This window comes from Roseobacter sp., assembly GCF_039970775.1.
Taxonomy (GTDB): domain Bacteria; phylum Pseudomonadota; class Alphaproteobacteria; order Rhodobacterales; family Rhodobacteraceae; genus Roseobacter.
Map to the genome: position 1 here is coordinate 15341 of NZ_JBDVLG010000014.1, position 17707 is coordinate 33047.

A 17707-nucleotide genomic window follows, 5' to 3' on the forward strand; every position below is an offset into this window, starting at 1 on the left:
CACGACCGCGTGTGTCACGCTGGCGTCAGTGGAAGGTGACCGTCACCCATAGAAATCTCCTTCTACCCGCCAAAATGTTACAAAATCCCTACTCGCGCCATGGTTGGGCCCGGTGTCGTACACGAAATGTTACAAAAGGTCGGGTGGCGTGGCATCGCGGCCAAGGGTCTGTGCAACATCTGTCAACGCCTCTACGCGGGTCTGTTTTTCACCCAAACGCCGGACTGTGACGGTCCGTTCTTCGACCTCACGGGCCCCAACCGCCAAAATAACCGGGACCTTCCCAACGGAATGTTCGCGCACTTTGTAGTTGATCTTTTCGTTGCGAATATCGGCTTCAGCGCGCACGCCTGCCGCCACGAGCATGGCCACGACCTCGTGCACATAGTCATCTGCGTCCGAGATAATCGACGCCACAACCACCTGCCGCGGTGCCAGCCAAAACGGCAATTTGCCTGCGTGCTCTTCGATCAAGATACCAATAAAACGTTCGAACGACCCCAGCGTGGCGCGGTGCAACATGACGGGCATGTGTTTGCTGCCGTCTTGACCGATGTAGCTAGCACCCAGGCGTTCTGGCATATTGGTGTCGACCTGCAGCGTGCCGCATTGCCAAGTGCGCCCGATCGCGTCGGTCAGGGTAAATTCGAGCTTGGGGCCATAAAACGCGCCTTCGCCGGGCAGCAGATCGAACTCATATCCGGCAGCGTTACACGCATCCCCCAGCGATTTTTCGAGCACATCCCAGGTTTCATCCGACCCGATCCGTTTTTCCGGGCGGGTCGACAATTTCACCGTCCAGTTTTCGAACCCCAAATCGGCGTAGACCTTGGCCAAAAAGGCGATGAACTTTTTGGTCTCAGATTCGATCTGATCCATGCCGCAGAAAATATGCCCGTCGTCTTGGGTAAATCCGCGCACCCGCATGATACCATGCAGCGCGCCCGAGGGTTCATACCGGTGACACGCGCCAAATTCGCAAATCCGCAACGGAAGATCGCGGTAAGATTTGAGACCTTGGTTGAAGACCTGCACGTGACCGGGGCAGTTCATGGGCTTTAGGGCGTTCACGGCCTTTTCGCGCGCATGCTCTTCGTCGACCTCAACGATGAACATGTTCTCTTGGTATTTGTCCCAATGGCCCGAGGCTTCCCACAGTTTACGGTCAACCACTTCGGGGGTGTTGACCTCGTGATAGCCGTCTTGGGTCTGCATCCGGCGCATGTAATCCATTAGGGTGGTGTAGATTTTCCAACCGTTGGGGTGCCAGAAAACCTGCCCCGTTGCCTCTTCTTGCATATGGAACAGACCCATCTCGCGGCCCAGCTTGCGGTGGTCGCGTTTGGCGGCCTCTTCGAGCATATTCAAATGCGCGCGCAGCTTTTCCTTGCCGGTGAATGCCACACCGTAGATCCGTTGCAACATCGCGCGGTCGCTGTCACCGCGCCAATAAGCACCGGCAATGGACATCAATTTAAACGCATCACCCGGCACCTGACCGGTGTGTTGCAAGTGCGGACCCCGGCACAGATCTTGCCAGTCACCATGCCAATACATGCGCAGCGGCTCGTCGCCGGGGATCGCTTCGATCAATTCGACCTTGTAAGGCTCGCCCAGATCTTCGTAATGCTTGATCGCACGCGCGCGGTCCCAGACTTCGGTGCGCACGGGCTCGCGCTTGTTGATGATTTCCTTCATCTTTTTCTCGATGAGGCTCAGATCTTCGGGAGTAAACGCCTCTGCGCGGTCAAAGTCATAATACCAGCCGTCCTTGATCACCGGACCGATGGTGACCTTGGTGTCCGGCCAAATCTCTTGCACGGCGCGGGCCATGATATGGGCCAGATCGTGGCGCACCAATTCGTTGGCCTGATCTTCGTCTTGCATGGTGTGGATGGCGATGGTGGCATCTGCATCAATCGGCCAGGCCAGATCGTGATGCGCGCCGTTTACGGTCGCAGAGATCGCCTTTTTGCGCAGCGACGTGGATATGCTGGCTGCGACGTCGCCTGCGGTGATACCGGCGTCATAATCGCGTGCGTTGCCATCGGGAAAGGTGAGAGAGATCTGGGCCATGTCAGGCGCTCCTCGTCAGTTTGGCGCCTACGAGACGCCCGGTTGCGGGTTATGTGCGGCGCTGATGCGGCGTGGGGCGGTCAAAGTCAAGCGGTCAGGGCAATGTATACCCATGAATACGTTGACTGCGACATTCCATGTGGTAGTTCCGACGCATGTTAACCTGTATTGACCAAAGGTGAACCTCTATGCCGCGCTACAACCGGACATTTGATCTGAGCATCCGTGACGTTGATTTGATCGAAGAAGCTCTGCGGGCGCGTGGGCGCGAATTGTGCAAGATGCGGCGGGCGCTGTCGGATGATACCCCCGCAGATCTACCATCCATCGCGGTGATCGAAGCCGACCAACGCGAGAATGCAGAGCTTTTGGGGCGGTTGCACAACCAAAAGGTCTTTTACCGCCCCGAAAAGGCGGCCTACGTCAGCGGCTAACGGATACGCGCGCGCATACCGCGGTTTGGCTGACGTCTGGGTCGCCAAACCCAACGCGATCTTTTGCCCATAAATCTTGCCCCTTTTGACCTACCACACGAAGGCGTGCTGCCCCCGCGCCGCTGTCCCTTTCGCAGCGCAGGTCATTCTGTTACCGCACGTGAAACGCTCCCAATGCAATGGTCCCGCATCAGATGATGTTTCACAGATTCATCCAGGTCTTTATGCCGGCCTGTTTTCTGCAATCGGCGACCTACGGGTTGACCTTTTTATTGCCCGATCTGGTCGCGTCTATTGGCGGCACGACGGGGGATGTTGGTGCGGTGCTGGGGGGTAGCGCGCTGGTCACCTTGGTGGTCGTGCTGTTTTTGGGCGCACTCACGAAACGCGCGGGCTTTATGCTGCCTCTGGCCGGGTCGGGTGTGGTCTGCGCGGCGAGCCTGGCGCTATTTGCAACGGCATCATCTGTCGGTGCGCAGATATACATCGCAGGAGCGTTGCTTGGGCTGGGGTGGGGCGTGTTTTATGTGCTGGGCCCGATCACCTTGGCGCAGGTGCTGACGTCGGACCGGCGGGTTGTGTATTTCACATGGATGTCGACATTCGTAATCGCGGGTATCGGGGTCGGCCCTGTGATCGGATACGTGATTGGCGTGCCACAAGCCTTCTGGTTTGTCGCAGTATCGTGCCTTGTCTGCGCGGCGATATTTGCCGCCCTAAGGCCCAGCATGGCGGGGCTGCGCGTCACCAAAGCAGACGTAGAAAGTGATCTGTCCCTGCGCACGGGGCTGCAGGTTTTACGTTCGCCTGCATGGCGCCCTATCGTGATGGTGGGGTTGGGGGGCGCCGTATTCGCCGCGATTTCGAATTTTCAGACGGTCTATGCCGATGCAAACGGGCAAAGCTATGCGTTGTTTTTTCTGGCCTATACAGTGACGGTTATTGTCGGTCGGTTGGCCATGGCGCGGATGATCAGCGCGTGGGTGCCTTATGGGGTGATCGCCGGGTTGATGGGGGTCATGACACTGGCGGTGGGGGTGTTGTCGCTGCAATCGACCCATCTGACGTTATACCTGCTGGCCTCGGTCTTGTTCGGGGTCGGCTATGGGGTGGCCTATCCGATCGTCAAAGCGATGGCGGCCAATGACGCGCGCCCCGACCTGACGGCGGCAACCTTGCAGATGTTTGGGCTGTCGTATTTTGTGGGCATCTTTGGGTTCCCGTTTTTGGCAGGCGAGGTGATTGATGCGGCGGGGTTCGGGGTGCTCTTGATCATCGCGGTGATCCTAAGCATGATGGAAGGCGCGTTGGCCTACACGCGCTGGCGTCGCGATACGCGGGCGGCCTGAACGCACACCTCGATCACTGGCGCGCGCAGTTTCCGCACCAACCAGCGGCGGCCCATTGCACACCCGCCCAAGCGGCGCAGCGGACGGAATACACAATGCATGTTCTTACCATTCTGGACCACCCCAACCCCAAATCGTTTAGCGCCGCGGTGGCTCAGACCTTTCATCAAGGGGCGCAAAGTGCGGGCCATACGGTCGAATTGGCCGACCTGCACGCCGAAGGCTTTGACCCGCTGTGGTCAATGGCCGACATCAACGGCGATGGTGAGGGTGGTGGTAACGGTGGCGGGCCCCCACCAGACATCCGCGCGCAACACGACCGGATCGCACGCGCAGATGCGGTGGCGTTTGTGTTTCCGTTGTTTTGGTGGGGCATGCCCGCAATGACCAAAGGTTGGGTAGACAGAGTTTGGACGTGGGGTTGGGCCTATGATCAACTCGATGACCCAGAGGTGTCCTTGCAACGCCCCCGACGCGGGCTGTTGCTGGTGCCAGCGGGCGCGCGGTCTGACGAAATGCACGACCGTGGGTATACGTCCGCGCTCGAGACCATATGGATGGGCGGCACATTCGGGTATTTCGGCTTTGTGCGGCGGGACCTTGTGCTGTTACATGGCGCAACGGGGTCGGCGGCGCGACGAGACGCCCTGTTGGCACGTGCATATGACGCAGGAAAGGCGCTGCGACCTGTTGCAGGTTGCGGGGACGATCAAGGCAAAAGGATACCTTCGTGACGACAGCTGCATTTTTCGATGGCCCAAAGGGGCGTCGTCTGGCCTACCATCTGACACCGGGGCGCGGCCCTTGTATCGTGTTTCTGGGGGGGCTGAAATCAGACATGGAGGGCACCAAAGCGGTGCACCTAGAGGCATGGGCCAAACGCACGGGCCGGGGGTTCTTGCGGTTTGATTATTCGGGCCACGGGCAGTCTTCGAACCGCTTTGAAGACGGTGCAATTGGCGATTGGGCCGAGGATACATATGCGATTGTTGATGCGTTGACGCACGGGCCTATCGTGCCGGTTGGGTCATCGATGGGGGGGTGGCAGGCGCTGTTGCTGGCCCGCCGTGTGCCTGACCGTCTGGCGGGGGTGGTGACCATCGCCGCGGCGCCGGATTTCACCGAAGACGGGTATTGGGCGGGGTTTTCGGAGGCCCAAAAACAACAGGTTATGGAGGCAGGGCAGGTTGAGCTGCCATCTGACTACATGGACCCTTATATCGTCACGCGCCGCATGATCGAAGACGGGCGGCGCAATCTGGTGTTGCGGGGTCCGCTGCATCTGCCGTGCCCGGTGCGCTGTTTGCAAGGCACCGCCGATAGCGCCGTCAGCACGCAAACCGCGCTGCGGTTGCTGGATCATGCGACCTGCCCGGATATGCAACTGACGTTGGTCAAAGACGCCGATCACCGGTTTTCGGATGACGCGTGTTTGCGGCTGATTGAACAGGCCGTTACTGATGTGCTTAGCCACGCGGAGGGGGCAGATTGATGCAACAACGTACAAGCCTGATCACGCTTGGTGCCCGCGATGTGCCGGCACTTGCGCTGTTTTACGATGCCTTGGGCTGGGCGCGCACGCCGTCGCCCGAAGGTGTCGTGGCCTATGATTTGATCGGCCAGACGCTGGGCCTGTACCCGCTGGACAAATTGGCCGAAGACATCGGCGTGCCGGTCGCTGAGCTTGGGCATGGTGCAAGCACATTGGGCCATAACGTTCGACAAAAACCCGAAGTCGCCGAGATTTTGACCCGCGCGCAAGAGGCCGGCGCACGTCTGCTCAAACCCGCGCAGGATGTGTTTTGGGGCGGGCACCATGGCTATTTCGCCGATCCCGAAGGCCATATCTGGGAAATCGCATACAACCCGTTTTCGCCACTGCGTGCGGATGGCGCATTCCGGTGGTTGGGCTACGAGGCCGAATGATGCGCCGCCCCAAATCCATGTGGAGCCTCGAAACATTGGGCCGCGTGCGTTTGTCGAAACATTTTTATATGCGGGATTTTCTCTATTCTGAAATCAGCAATATGCACCGCGTCCCAAACGTGCCGCGCGACCCTGATCTGGCCATAGAAAACGGGCGCCGGTTGTGCGTTGATCTGTTGGATCCACTAGAGGCCACATTTGGCCGTCTTGCGATACGGTCCGGATATCGGTCGCCCGAAGTGAACGGGTACGGCAATGCGCACAAACTGAATTGCGCGGCCAACGACAACCCTATCGAATGCCATATCTGGGACAGGGGGCGCGGCGATGATGCGATCGCGGGTACCTCGCTGGCGATCCCGTGGTTCACCGACCAATACGAAGCGGGCAGGGATTGGCGAGATCTGGCTTGGTGGATCCACGACCATTTGCCCTATTCCGAGATGTGGTTTTTCCCGAAACTTGCGGCGTTTAATCTGGTCTGGCGACCCCGGCCTTTGCGCACAATCTCTAGCTATATCGCGCCACGGGGGATGTTGCTGCGCGCGGGCTATGACCCGGTTGAACCGCTGGCGCAGCGACGCGCGCGGTATGCGGATTTTCCCGGTCTTTGCGCGATCACATACCCCTAACGCAGGCGGGCCTTGCGATTATGGACCGCGCGGGCCAGTGTGGCCTGTGGCGCTAACCATGGGGGAGGCCATATGACGTGTAATCAGCTTAGTGCGGGGCCGTGCGATGCCTGATCCGTTGGTGTTTTTACCCGGTTTCATGTGTGACGCACGGGTTTTTGGCCCCCAAATCGCCGAGATGTCTTCGGACACGGCGGTGATGGTCGCGCCGGTCACCCAAGGGGAGCGGATCGAAGAAATCGCATCGATGTTGCTTGATCAATTGCCCGTGCGGTTTGCGCTGGCGGGGTTGGGTATGGGCGGGGTTGTCGCGCTGGAATTGTTGCGCCGCGCCCCGGACCGGATCACCCGGATCGCGCTAATGGCGACGACCCCGTTGGCCGACACCCCGCAGGTTGCGGCCGCGCGGGAACCGCAGATCGTTGCCGCGCGCACGGGTCGCGTGCTGGATGTGATGCGCGAGACAATCGACCGCAACATCATTGCGCCCGGGGCGCATCACGCACAGGTGTTGGATCTTGCCATGGATATGGCGGATGTTTTGGGCGCCGACGTGTTTGTGCGCCAATCCCGCGCGCTGCAACGCAGGCGCGATCAGCAAAGCACGCTGCGCAAATGCAAAACCCCCGCGTTGATTTTATGTGGCGCACATGATGCGCAGTGCCCTGTCAAACGGCACGGGTCTATGGCTGATCTGGCACCCAATGCGCAGCTGGAAATTTTGGAACACTCAGGGCATCTGCCAACGTTGGAACAGCCTGCCGAAACCACCCAAGCCCTGCGGGGTTGGATGGCCAGACCTGCCGTGCCGTAGTGAGCTATAAATCAGGCCGCGGCGTTTTTATTGGCTGATTTGCGTGGTTTTTTGGTTGGTTTGGGTGTGTTTGCGTCGATGAAATCCAACACCAGCGGGCGGATATTTTTACGCCAGCTTTTGCCTGCGAAAATCCCGTAGTGGCCCGCACCGTCTTCGAGGTGGCTGGCCTTTTTCGCGTCTGGCAGGCCCGTGCACAGATCCAATGCGGCGATGCATTGACCGGGCGCCGAGATGTCATCTTTGGACCCTTCAACGGTTTTAACCGCAACAGTCGTGATTTTACCGATATCAACCTGTTTGCCCGCGACAGAAAACTGGTTTTTGGCGATCTCACCGTTTTTGAAGATACGCTCAACCGTCGATAGGTAAAATTCGGCGGTCATATCCATAACAGCCAGGTATTCGTCGTAGAATTTATTGTGCTTGTCGTGGTCAGCGGCTTCGCCACGGGCGACACGGCCGATTTGATCGGTGAAGGCCTTGGCGTGGGTTTCGGCGTTCATCGAAATAAAAGAGCTGAGCTGTAACAGGCCGGGGTACACCAACCGCCCAACGCCGGGGTGCTTGAACCCAACCCGCTGGATCATCATTTCTTCGAGCTGACCCATGTTCATGCGGTGGCCAAAATCGGTCACATCGGTGGGGGTCGCGTCTGGGTCAATCGGGCCGCCGATCAAGGTCAGGCTGCGCGGTTGTGCCTCTGGGTCTTCTTCGGCCAGATAGGCCGTGGCGGCCAAGGTCAAAGGGGCGGGTTGGCACACGGCGATCACATGGGTGTCGGGGCCAAGTTCTTTTAGGAAATCCACCAGATAAAGCGTGTAGTCTTCGATATCGAACTTGCCAGCGCTGACGGGGATGTCGCGGGCATTGTGCCAATCGGTGATATAAAGGTCGGTATCGGGCAGCAGGCTGATCACGGTCGACCGCAGCAATGTCGCATAATGGCCCGACATCGGTGCGACCAACAGCACCTTGCGCGCAGGCGTTTCGCGCCCGGGGATCTCAAAATGTACAAGATCGCCGAAATCCTTGCGCACGACGATTTCTGTGTTGACGGTGTGGTCTTGGCCATCGCTGCTCGGGAGGGCCGGAATATTCCAATCGGGCTTCACGACCATGCGCTGAAATGTGCGTTCTGTGACCTCACCCCAGGCTTGCATCCAGGCAAAAGCGGGGTTTGGCATCAACGAAGAAGCAGGGTATGCTCCCATAGCGAGCGCAGTTGCACCCAACCATTGGTTGGTGTTGCGAAACGTCTCCATTAGGTCGTAAGTTGCCATATAGCGCATGAGGGGTCTCCTTGTTACTATCCGGGTGCACCGAAAGATACAGTCGCTTCGCCCCCTGAAATCCAACGACATGAATGCTGCACCTGCGAACATACGAGGGAAAGATTAATATGACAATACATTCCGACGCCGCGCTTATCCCCGCAGGTGAAACCCTAGAAAAGTTGACGGATAACCTGCAAAAGGTCGAGGAATTATCAGAACGTTTTCAAAAGGTTCTGACCAATCGTCAGACCCATAACGCCGCGTTGGATGGCCCCGGACAAGATTTATTTGGCCGCGCAGCACAGGCCTATTGGGCCGAAGCTGTGCATAATCCGGCCAAAGTATTTGAACATCAGATGGGGTTTTGGGCCGATACAATGAAGCACTTTGTGCAAGCGCAGCATGAGTTGTCCAAGGGGAAATTGGCCGCGCCAGCCGACCCCGGCCCAACTGACCGGCGGTTCGCAAATCCGTTGTGGGATACGCATCCCTATTTCAATTACGTCAAGAAACAGTATCTGATCAACGCAGACGCCCTGAAAACCGCGGTGCAAGACGTTACCCATCTGGATCCGGGTGAAAAGAACCGGTTGGAATATTTCGCCCGACAGATCGTTGATTTGATGTCGCCCACCAATTTTCTGGCGACAAACCCCGATGCCTTGGAAAAAGCGTTGGAGACCGAAGGCCAGAGCTTGGTGCGTGGGCTCGAAAACCTGATCAACGATCTGGAGGCCAACCGCGGTGAATTGGTGGTCAAGCTGGCGGATGAGGGCGCGTTTGAACTGGGGCGCAACATCGCCACGACGCCGGGCAAGGTGGTGTTTCGCAACCGTATGATGGAGCTGATCCAATATACGCCCACTACGGATAAAGTATGTAAAACCCCGTTGGTGATTTTCCCACCTTGGATCAACAAATATTACGTTCTGGATCTCAAAGCGCAAAACAGCATGGTGAAATGGCTGGTCGATCAGGGACACACCGTCTTTATGGTATCGTGGGTTAATCCCGACCCGACCTACCGCGATGTTGGCATGGAAGATTATGTCGAAGACGGCTATTTGACCGCGATCCGCGAGATCAAGGCGATCACCCGTGAGCGGCAGATCAATGTGGTGGGCTATTGTATTGCGGGCACGACGCTGGCGTTGACGTTGTCACTGTTGAAACAGAAGGGCGATAAATCGGTCAAATCGGCGACCTTCTTTACCGCGCTCACGGATTTTGCGGATCAGGGGGAATTTGCGCCTTTCCTGACGAATGATTTCATCGACGGAATCGAGGCCGAAGTTGAAGACAAAGGTGTGCTGCCATCTGTCATCATGGCGCGGACGTTTTCGTTTTTGCGGTCAAATGACCTGATTTATGGCCCTGCGATCAAAAGCTATATGATGGGGGAAACGCCGCCTGCGTTTGATCTGCTGTACTGGAACGGCGATGGCGCCAACCTGCCGGCCAAAATGGCGGTGCAATATTTGCGTGGGTTGTGCCAACGTGACGAACTGGCCAAAGGCGGGTTCGACTTGTTGGGGCATAAACTGACGTTGGACGATGTGGATGTGCCGCTGTGTGCGATTGCCTGTGAAGCTGACCATATCGCGGCGTGGAAAGACAGCTACCGGGGCATTCAGCAAATGGGGTCAAAAGATAAGACCTTTATCATGACCCAATCCGGCCACATCGCGGGGATCGTTAACCCGCCCACCCGCAAAAAGTACGGACACTATACCAACCCCGATCTGGGACTGTCGCATCAAGAGTGGCTGGCGCAGGGCGATTTTCACGAAGGGTCGTGGTGGCCACGTTGGGATGACTGGTTGAAAAAACGCGGTGGTGCGCAAATCTCTGCACGTATTCCGGGAGATTCGGTGCACCCAGTTTTGTGTGATGCGCCGGGAACATATGTCTGCAAAAAGGCATCTCTTTGATTTCACGTGGTTTAGTGTCGGTTTTTGGGGGATGCTGCGATGCAGAAAAAAAACTTGAAATGCTGCGATGCAGCATGTATATAGATATCAGACGATGACACAGCGGGGGTGCCCCGCAGCAGCCAAAAGGATTTGTGAAATGACAAAGACACCTGATATGACCGCGATGCTGAAAGACGTAATGGGCGCATTCCCTGTGGACACCGCAGCGATGGAAGATGCGTTCAAAACAACTGCGTCTTTGAACGAAAAACTATCTGGCGTGGCGCTGACAGCTGCCGAGAAATCAACCGCGATTTCCAGCAAATGGACACAAGACACACTGGCCAAACTGTCAGACATGGCAAAAGCCAAAGCAGAGCCTGTTGATTATGCCAAAGCGATGACCGATTTCGCATCGGCCTATTCCGAAACAGCGGCCGAGCACATGGCAGCTTTCGCCGAAGTGGCGAAAAAGGCACAGATGGAAACCGTTGAGCTGATGATGGCCGCTGGCAAGGACATGAGCGAAGATGCGTCTGCTGCCGTCAAAAAGGCAACAAAAGAGGCAACTGCTGCGGTCAAGAAGGCAGCAACTGCAAAGTAACCAGTTCTACTTGCGCTATATCCTCCCTGAATAGCGCAAATTTGGAGGGTGGGCTTTTTCCGAAAGCCCGCCCTTTCTTTTTGTAAAACCCTGCCCTAAGCTGCACTGCAGCGTCTGGTGCGGGAGAAGCGATGTGGCTGAAAAAAGTAAACCTTTGCTGATCAAGCGATATGCAAGCCGCCGCCTGTATAACACCGAAACCAGCGACTACGTGACACTAGACGATATCGCCACGTTGATCCGTGAAGGGCGCGAGGTGCAGATCGTTGATCTGAAGTCGGGCGACGACCTGACACGGCAATATCTGCTGCAGATCATCGCCGAACACGAAAGCCGGGGCGAGAGCATTTTGCCTGTGGATGTGCTCAACGATTTGGTGCGCAGTTACATGACCCCGGGCGGCAGTGTCGTGCCGCAGTTCCTGCAGGCGTCCTTTGAGATGCTGCGTGATGGTCAAAGCCAGATGATGGACAAGATGACCGCGATCAACCCGATGGCCAAAATGCCGGGGTTTGAGCTGATGCAAGCGCAACAGCAGGCCTTTGTCAAAGCCATGACCGGTGGTTTGGGCAACACCCCCGGATGGAGCGCACCGGCCAAAGATGAGGAAACGCCCGAGCAGGGCGAAGACCTCGACGTGATCAAAAAGCAGCTTGCAGAGCTTCAGGACAAGCTGTCCAAGCTGAAATAATCACGCAGGTTCTGTCAGGGATGTGGCGGCCACCTTGGTCACGGCATCTAGCAGAACCTGTGCAACGGCATCCAGATCTTTGCGGGTCAACCGCACGGGCAGGCGCACGTCGCAGGCCCGCATCAGCATCCGGCGTGTTTGCGGTAAGTCAGGCAGGTCGTCGATGAATTGCCAGTTCCAGAATGCGCGCGCGTTGTCGGCGCTTTGACCAAAGACTTGTACTTTGACGCCGGCTGCATCGGCGGTGCGGGCAAACTCGGCGATCGCGGTGTCGTCCAAGCCGTTGATATTAAACTGTATACTGTCGGGCGCGCGCTCTTCCCCATCAAGTGGGGCAGGCACCGTGAAATAGGGCGACGCGTTCAATTGATCGGCCATATAATCGTGGTTGCGCCGCCCGTCTTGCACCCGTTGGGGCAGCGCATCTAGCTGCGGGCGGATCAGCGCGGCCGACATATTATTGAGCCGCAGGTTATATAACGGCAGCTGGTTTTGATGCTTGGCAAAGGCGTTTTGCAACACCGGGTGTTTTTTCCAGTTATGTTCGTAGGCGCCGGACATGATGATAGCACGGGCCACCAGATCGGGGTCATCGGTGATCATGATCCCGCCTTCGCCGGCGTTGATCATTTTGTAGGACTGAAACGAAAAACATCCGATCCGCCCCAGCGTGCCGATTTTTTGCCCACGCCATAGGGTGCCCAACGAATGCGCGGCATCTTCGATGACGGGGATCTGCGCGGCGTCGCACAGCGACAAAATCGCATCCATATCGGAGGTGTGCCCACGCATGTGGCTGATGATCACCGCGTCTGCATTGGGCAGACGTGCGGCGAAGTCCTTGATATCAACGCGGTAGGTGTCGTCCACTTCGCACAGAAGGGGGGTGCAATCGGCATGCACCACGGCAGATGGCACCGCGGCAAATGTAAATCCGGGCAATAAAACCTTGGCGCCGCGTGGCAGATCCAACGCTTTCAGGGACAAAAATAGGGCCGCCGAACACGACGACACCGCGAGCGCATATTTGCTGCCCATGAGGGTTGCAAATTCCGCCTCCAACAGGGCAACGGGCGCGTCCGTTGCTGCGGTGTAGCGAAACAGATCGCCGCTTTGCAACAATCGGTCTATTTCGGCACGGGCAGTTTCGGGAATGGGGTCGGCGGCATGCATGTCGGGCAGTGACATATTTCAGCTTTCTGAACTTTAGGTTGCACGGATCATAAATTGCGCATCGCGGCGCGCCAAGTGAATTTTTCGTAATAACAGCGGGGTTACAGGCCCAGACGGTCACGCATGGCGTACCATGTCATCGCCAGCGCCAACAACGGCGTGCGCAATGCGCCGCCACCGGGAAACGCCGGGGTTGGGATGCAGGTCATCGTGTCGAACCCCGCAGTGTCACCGGCGATGGCGTCGGCCATCAATTTGCCCGCGTGGGTGGCCGTGCCCACACCATGGCCGGAATAGCCCGACGCCGACAGCACATTGGGCGCCACCCGTGCCAGATACGGGAACCGTTTCATCGTGATGCCCAAGGTGCCGCCCCACGCATAGTCGATTTTGACGTCTTTGAGGTGGGGAAAGACCACCTGCATGGGCTTGCGCACCGTGGCGGGGATGTCGCGTGGGAATGTGTAGCCATAGCTTTCGCCGCCGCCAAACAGCAGCCGACCATCGTGGCTGAGACGGAAATAATTCACCACAAACCGGCTGTCGGCCACGGCGACGTCACGTGTTAGCACACGCCGGGTGTCTGCGCCCAAAGGTTCGGTGGCGACGATGAAATTGTTAATGGGCATCACGCGCGCGGACACCGACGGGGCCAACGCCGACAGATACCCGTTGCACGCAAGGATCACGTGATCGGCTGTGATTTGGCCTGCATCGGTGCGCACGGTCGCAGGCTGGCCGTGGCCCAGGTGATGCACGCAGGAGTTTTCGTAGATCTGCACCCCTGCCGCGACGGCCGTGCGCGCCAACCCCAACGCATAGGCCAGCGGATGCAGATGTGCCGCGCCCATGTCCAAGATGCCGCCCTGATAGTCGGGCGAGGGGCACAGCGCGTGGCAGGCTTCGGCATCGAGGGACGTCACATCCGCATAACCATATCGATCGGCCAGCAGGTCGGCGTAGTCATGCAGGTCCGCGACCTGTGCGGCGGTTGATGCGGTATGTGCGACGCCGGGTGTGAGGTGGCATTCGATTTTATGATCGCGGATCAGGGATTTGACCAGTGCCTTGGCGTCTTCGGCCAGATGCCACAGGGCGTGGGCCTGCGTCGTGCCGACCATGCGTTCAAGGGCGTCTTGTTCCACCCGCTGGCCGCTGCCCAACTGCCCACCATTGCGCCCGGATGCGCCAAAACCGACCCGCTGTGCTTCTAGCACAACAACCCGGTGGCCCGCCTGCGCCAGATGCAACGCCGCTGACAACCCGGTATAGCCTGCGCCAATCACGCAGACATCGGCCTTGACCGCCCCGCGCAAGGCGTCAAAAGGCGCCAAGGGCGGGGTGCTGGCGGCATACCAACTGGGCGGGTAGGCCCCGCGCGTGTCATTGGCATAAAGCAGGTTCACGCGCGTCGCCCCACCGGGTGGCCGGTCATACGTTCAACAGCAGATGTTCGCGTTCCCACGGGGAAATGACCTGTAGGAATTCGTCATATTCGGCGCGTTTCACGATAGAATAGACCCGCGCAAATTCGGGGCCTAATACGTCGTGCAATTCGGTGGCGCTTTCGAACAAATCAAGCGCCGAGCCCAAAACGCGCGGGATATCACCTTCGTCGTCATAGGCATCGCCCTTGAATTCCCGCGTCGGTGCCGTGTGTTGCATCAGCCCCAAGTATCCGCAGGCCAGACTGGCCGCGATGCCCAGATAGGGGTTGCAATCCATCCCCGCCAGCCGGTTTTCGACACGCCGCGCATCCGAGGTCGACAGCGGCACCCGAATGCCCGTGGTGCGGTTGTCGCGCCCCCAATGCAGGTTGATCGGCGCGGCGTGGTCCTTCACATACCGGCGATAGCTGTTCACATACGGGGCAATGACGGCCAACGCGGCGGGCATATGGGTTTGCAGCCCCCCAATGAAATGCGCAAAAGCGTCCGTTTCTTCGGCATCGGGACCAGAAAATATATTGGCGCCGGTTTTGGTATCCAGCACCGAATGGTGGATGTGCATGGCGCTGCCCGGTTCATCGGCGATGGGTTTGGCCATGAAGGTGGCGAAACAATCGTGCCGCAGGGCAGCTTCGCGGATCAGCCGTTTGAAATAGAACACCTCATCCGCCAGTTTGACAGGGTCGCCGTGCAGCAGGTTGATCTCGAGCTGGCCCGCGCCGCCCTCTTGGGTGATGCCGTCAATCTCAAACCCCTGCGCTTCGGCGAAATCATAGATATCGTCGATAACGGGGCCAAATTCATCCACCGCAGTCATTGAATAGGCCTGCCGGGCTGCGGCGGGCCGACCAGACCGCCCCATCATGGGTTTTATTTCATGGGCGGGGTCAATATTGCGTGCGACCAAGAAAAACTCCATTTCGGGGGCGACAACAGGTTCCCAGCCTTGATCACGGTATAGCTGACACACCCGTTTCAAGACATTGCGCGGGCTGAAGGGCACGGGGTTGTCGGCGCGGTCGTAGGCATCGTGGATCACCTGCAACGTCCAATCGCCCGTCCAGGGGGCGGCGGTGGCGGTGGTCATGTCGGGCTTGAGGATCATGTCTTTTTCGATGAACCCTTCGTCGCCGGCGGCTTCGCCCCAATCGCCGGTGATGGTCTGGTAAAAGATACTGTCGGGCAGGTGAAAATAATCCTGCCGCGCAAATTTCGACGCCGGAACCGCCTTGCCCCGCGCAATTCCGGGCAGGTCCGAGATAATGCACTCCACCTCATCCAAACGACGCCCTTCCAGATAGGCCTGTGCGGGGGCGGGCAGTCGGCTTGTCCAATCGGCCATCAGGCCCTCTCTTTCTTGAAAAACGCGGCCATAGTATCTGCGACATCCATCCGGTCGGTGGGGGTGTTTAACCGCGCGCTTGCCTCCTGCAGCAGGCCCGCTGGCACCACGCCTTTGCCGCGTGTGCGGATCAATCCGTCAATGAAATCATGCCCGTATTCAGGGTGGGGCTGCAACGTCCACATTCCGTCACCATAAACCAACCCTGCGTTTTTGCAAAAATCATTGCTGGCGAAAACCTCTGCGGCCTGCGGTTTTTCAACGACCTGATCCTGATGCCAGGCGTTCACTGCGATGCGACTGCCACCCACGTCATATTCGGTGCGCCCAACGGCCCAGCCACCTGCGTATTTCTCCACACGGCCCCCCATCGCTTGGGCGATGATCTGATGACCAAAACAGATGCCAATCATGGGCCGCCGCGCGGTATGGGCGGCACGAATGAAATCCTCCAACGGGGGGATCCAATCGTGATCTTCATAGGCGCCGTGTTTCGACCCGGTGATCAGCCAACCGTCGGCGGCCGTCACATCATCTGGCATCTCGCCGTCACACACGCACCACCCCTGAAAGGTAAACCCACGCCCCTGTAAAAGACGGGCGAAATACTGATCATATAGCCCCCCTTCCATCATGGTGTCGGGCGGGTGGCCGGTGATCAGAATGCCGATTTTCATGGGTGCCTCATACGGTATCAAGATAAATCGCAGATTGTTCCTCGGGGGACAGCTCTTGCATATCGCGAAACTCTTGCCGCTTGGTAAGCACAAAGTTGCGGATCAACTCGGGGGGGAATATACGCGCAATCTGCGGGCTGCTCTCAAAGCGATCAATCGCCGCGCCCCAGTCGCCGGGGATCTGCGGCAACTGCGCTTCATAGGCGTTGCCGGTGATGGGGGCGGGCGGTTCTGCGCCGTCCTCGATACCTGCAATGGCGGCGCCCAGAACGGCCGTTAACATGAGATACGGGTTGACGTCGCCACCGGCGACCCGGTGCTCGATGCGCCGGGCCGCCGGCGCCCCCGACGGAATGCGAATGGCTGAGGTGCGGTTTTCATAGGCCCAGCTGATCCCCGTCGGCGCGTGGGCCCCCGGTACCATCCGGTCAAAGCTGTTGGCGTGGGGCGCAAACACCAGCGCGGACCCCGGCATCGCGTCCAGGCACCCCGCAACCGCGTGGCGCAGCACATCCGTGCCGTCCTCGCCGCCATCATCAAAAACGTTGTTGCCATCCGCATCCAGCACCGAAAAATGCATATGCAGCCCCGAGCCTGAATAATCGGGGTAGGGTTTGGCCATGAAACTGGCGGCAAACCCGTGTTTGCGCGCCATGCCCTTGACCAGCATCTTGAACAACCACGCATCGTCTGCGGCGCGCATCGCATCATCGCAATGCATCAGGTTGATCTCAAACTGTCCCAGACCCGCCTCTGAAATGGCGGTGTCGGCGGGGATGTCCATGTCTTCGCAGGCGTCGTAAAGATCGGTGAAGAAGCTGTCGAATTGATCCAACGCGCGCAACGACAAAATTTCGCCCGCCACACGGCGTTTGCCGGACCGGGGCGAGGGGGGCACCTGTAGGGTACGCCCGGAATCGTCGATCAGGAAAAATTCCAGCTCTACGGCGCAGACAGGCGTCAGCCCGCGCGCGGTAAACCTGTCCAACACGGCCTTGAGGGCATGGCGCGGATCGCCTGCAAAAGGCGTGCCGTCTTCGTGAAACATCCAAATCGGCAACAGCGCGGTGGGGGCATCCAGCCACGGCATGGGCATAAACCCGCGTTCGGTCGGTTTGAGCACCCCATCGCGATCGCCGTGTTCAAAGACCAGGGGGCTGTTTTCGATGTCTTCGCCCCAGATATCCAGGTTCAACACCGACAGCGGAAATCGCGTGCCTCCCTCGACGGCTTTGTCGGCAAAGCGGGCGGGGATGCGTTTGCCGCGGGCCTGACCGTTCAGGTCAGACGCGGCCACGCGGATGGTGCGCACGTGCGGGTTCTTACGGAGCCAGTTCTTCATGTCTCACCG

The 17707-nt window shown here is 58.4% G+C and carries 17 protein-coding genes; 10 read left to right on the plus strand and 7 right to left on the minus strand.

What is annotated here, in order from left to right:
• Positions 1-129: 129 nt before the first annotated feature.
• Positions 130-2076: a threonine--tRNA ligase gene (gene thrS, locus ABJH13_RS02720; RefSeq protein WP_348404679.1), complete on the minus strand. Its 1947-nt coding sequence runs from the start codon at positions 2074-2076 to the stop codon at positions 130-132.
• A 188-nt stretch (positions 2077-2264) separates the two neighbouring features.
• On the opposite strand from thrS, the gene ABJH13_RS02725 reads away from it, so the two are divergent.
• The 7 genes from ABJH13_RS02725 to ABJH13_RS02755 all read left to right on the plus strand — a co-directional run bounded on the left by ABJH13_RS02725 (position 2265) and on the right by ABJH13_RS02755 (position 7231).
• Positions 2265-2510 carry a hypothetical protein gene (locus tag ABJH13_RS02725; RefSeq protein WP_348404680.1) on the plus strand — a complete coding sequence of 82 codons (246 nt, stop codon included), beginning with the start codon at positions 2265-2267 and terminating at the stop codon, positions 2508-2510.
• Positions 2511-2704: 194 nt separating this feature from the next.
• A complete protein-coding gene (locus tag ABJH13_RS02730) occupies positions 2705-3859 on the plus strand; it encodes an MFS transporter (RefSeq protein ID WP_348404681.1) in 1155 nt (384 codons plus the stop codon).
• A gap of 95 nt (positions 3860-3954) precedes the next feature.
• Entirely contained in the window at positions 3955-4593 is a 639-nt protein-coding gene (locus ABJH13_RS02735) for an NAD(P)H-dependent oxidoreductase (protein ID WP_348404682.1), read from the plus strand.
• Positions 4590-5351 carry an alpha/beta hydrolase gene (locus tag ABJH13_RS02740; protein WP_348404683.1) on the plus strand — a complete coding sequence of 254 codons (762 nt, stop codon included), beginning with the start codon at positions 4590-4592 and terminating at the stop codon, positions 5349-5351. The genes ABJH13_RS02735 and ABJH13_RS02740 overlap by 4 nt, the downstream gene beginning before the upstream one ends.
• Positions 5351-5785 (plus strand): VOC family protein, encoded by a 435-nt coding sequence (locus ABJH13_RS02745; protein ID WP_348404684.1) that lies wholly within the window; start codon positions 5351-5353, stop codon positions 5783-5785. Before ABJH13_RS02740 ends, ABJH13_RS02745 begins: the two co-directional genes overlap by 1 nt.
• A gap of 17 nt (positions 5786-5802) precedes the next feature.
• Entirely contained in the window at positions 5803-6417 is a 615-nt protein-coding gene (locus tag ABJH13_RS02750) for a hypothetical protein (protein ID WP_348404708.1), read from the plus strand.
• Between the two features lie 106 nt (positions 6418-6523).
• Positions 6524-7231, plus strand: a complete 708-nt coding sequence (locus tag ABJH13_RS02755; protein WP_348404685.1) for an alpha/beta fold hydrolase — start codon at positions 6524-6526, stop codon at positions 7229-7231.
• A gap of 11 nt (positions 7232-7242) precedes the next feature.
• Here the strand turns inward: ABJH13_RS02755 and phaZ are convergent, their stop codons facing one another.
• Positions 7243-8523: a polyhydroxyalkanoate depolymerase gene (phaZ, locus tag ABJH13_RS02760; RefSeq protein ID WP_348404686.1), complete on the minus strand. Its 1281-nt coding sequence runs from the start codon at positions 8521-8523 to the stop codon at positions 7243-7245.
• A gap of 110 nt (positions 8524-8633) precedes the next feature.
• Here phaZ and phaC point away from each other — a divergent pair, with 110 nt between their 5' ends.
• The 3 genes from phaC to phaR all read left to right on the plus strand — a co-directional run bounded on the left by phaC (position 8634) and on the right by phaR (position 11716).
• Complete coding sequence (gene phaC, locus ABJH13_RS02765) at positions 8634-10439, plus strand: class I poly(R)-hydroxyalkanoic acid synthase (protein WP_348404687.1); 1806 nt, start codon at positions 8634-8636, stop codon at positions 10437-10439.
• Between the two features lie 139 nt (positions 10440-10578).
• The gene (locus ABJH13_RS02770) at positions 10579-11025 is read left to right on the plus strand and encodes a phasin, PhaP (RefSeq protein ID WP_348404688.1); all 447 of its coding nucleotides are present in this window, start codon (positions 10579-10581) and stop codon (positions 11023-11025) included.
• Positions 11026-11158: 133 nt separating this feature from the next.
• Positions 11159-11716: a polyhydroxyalkanoate synthesis repressor PhaR gene (gene phaR, locus ABJH13_RS02775; RefSeq protein ID WP_348404689.1), complete on the plus strand. Its 558-nt coding sequence runs from the start codon at positions 11159-11161 to the stop codon at positions 11714-11716.
• On the opposite strand, the gene ABJH13_RS02780 is transcribed toward phaR, so the two are convergent.
• The 5 genes from ABJH13_RS02780 to ABJH13_RS02800 form a co-directional block, all read right to left on the minus strand.
• Positions 11717-12904 (minus strand): aminotransferase class I/II-fold pyridoxal phosphate-dependent enzyme, encoded by a 1188-nt coding sequence (locus ABJH13_RS02780; RefSeq protein WP_348404690.1) that lies wholly within the window; start codon positions 12902-12904, stop codon positions 11717-11719.
• Positions 12905-12990: 86 nt separating this feature from the next.
• Complete coding sequence (locus ABJH13_RS02785; RefSeq protein ID WP_348404691.1) at positions 12991-14295, minus strand: FAD-binding oxidoreductase; 1305 nt, start codon at positions 14293-14295, stop codon at positions 12991-12993.
• Positions 14296-14320: 25 nt separating this feature from the next.
• Positions 14321-15679, minus strand: coding sequence for a glutamine synthetase family protein (locus ABJH13_RS02790; protein WP_348404692.1), 1359 nt, complete (start codon positions 15677-15679; stop codon positions 14321-14323).
• Positions 15679-16356: a type 1 glutamine amidotransferase gene (locus ABJH13_RS02795; RefSeq protein WP_348404693.1), complete on the minus strand. Its 678-nt coding sequence runs from the start codon at positions 16354-16356 to the stop codon at positions 15679-15681. Before ABJH13_RS02795 ends, ABJH13_RS02790 begins: the two co-directional genes overlap by 1 nt.
• A gap of 7 nt (positions 16357-16363) precedes the next feature.
• Positions 16364-17698 (minus strand): glutamine synthetase family protein, encoded by a 1335-nt coding sequence (locus tag ABJH13_RS02800; RefSeq protein WP_348404694.1) that lies wholly within the window; start codon positions 17696-17698, stop codon positions 16364-16366.
• Between the last annotated feature and the right edge of the window lie 9 nt (positions 17699-17707).

What these genes read in the sequence shown, in the direction of transcription:
- thrS (WP_348404679.1), bottom strand. Translation starts at nt 2,076, where the DNA reads ATGGCCCAGATCTCTCTCACCTTTCCCGATGGCAACGCACGCGATTAT.
- ABJH13_RS02725 (WP_348404680.1), top strand. Translation starts at nt 2,265, where the DNA reads ATGCCGCGCTACAACCGGACATTTGATCTGAGCATCCGTGACGTTGAT.
- ABJH13_RS02730 (WP_348404681.1), top strand. Translation starts at nt 2,705, where the DNA reads ATGATGTTTCACAGATTCATCCAGGTCTTTATGCCGGCCTGTTTTCTG.
- ABJH13_RS02735 (WP_348404682.1), top strand. Translation starts at nt 3,955, where the DNA reads ATGCATGTTCTTACCATTCTGGACCACCCCAACCCCAAATCGTTTAGC.
- ABJH13_RS02745 (WP_348404684.1), top strand. Translation starts at nt 5,351, where the DNA reads ATGCAACAACGTACAAGCCTGATCACGCTTGGTGCCCGCGATGTGCCG.
- ABJH13_RS02750 (WP_348404708.1), top strand. Translation starts at nt 5,803, where the DNA reads ATGTGGAGCCTCGAAACATTGGGCCGCGTGCGTTTGTCGAAACATTTT.
- ABJH13_RS02755 (WP_348404685.1), top strand. Translation starts at nt 6,524, where the DNA reads ATGCCTGATCCGTTGGTGTTTTTACCCGGTTTCATGTGTGACGCACGG.
- phaZ (WP_348404686.1), bottom strand. Translation starts at nt 8,523, where the DNA reads ATGCGCTATATGGCAACTTACGACCTAATGGAGACGTTTCGCAACACC.
- phaC (WP_348404687.1), top strand. Translation starts at nt 8,634, where the DNA reads ATGACAATACATTCCGACGCCGCGCTTATCCCCGCAGGTGAAACCCTA.
- ABJH13_RS02770 (WP_348404688.1), top strand. Translation starts at nt 10,579, where the DNA reads ATGACAAAGACACCTGATATGACCGCGATGCTGAAAGACGTAATGGGC.
- ABJH13_RS02780 (WP_348404690.1), bottom strand. Translation starts at nt 12,904, where the DNA reads ATGTCACTGCCCGACATGCATGCCGCCGACCCCATTCCCGAAACTGCC.
- ABJH13_RS02790 (WP_348404692.1), bottom strand. Translation starts at nt 15,679, where the DNA reads ATGGCCGATTGGACAAGCCGACTGCCCGCCCCCGCACAGGCCTATCTG.
- ABJH13_RS02795 (WP_348404693.1), bottom strand. Translation starts at nt 16,356, where the DNA reads ATGAAAATCGGCATTCTGATCACCGGCCACCCGCCCGACACCATGATG.
- ABJH13_RS02800 (WP_348404694.1), bottom strand. Translation starts at nt 17,698, where the DNA reads ATGAAGAACTGGCTCCGTAAGAACCCGCACGTGCGCACCATCCGCGTG.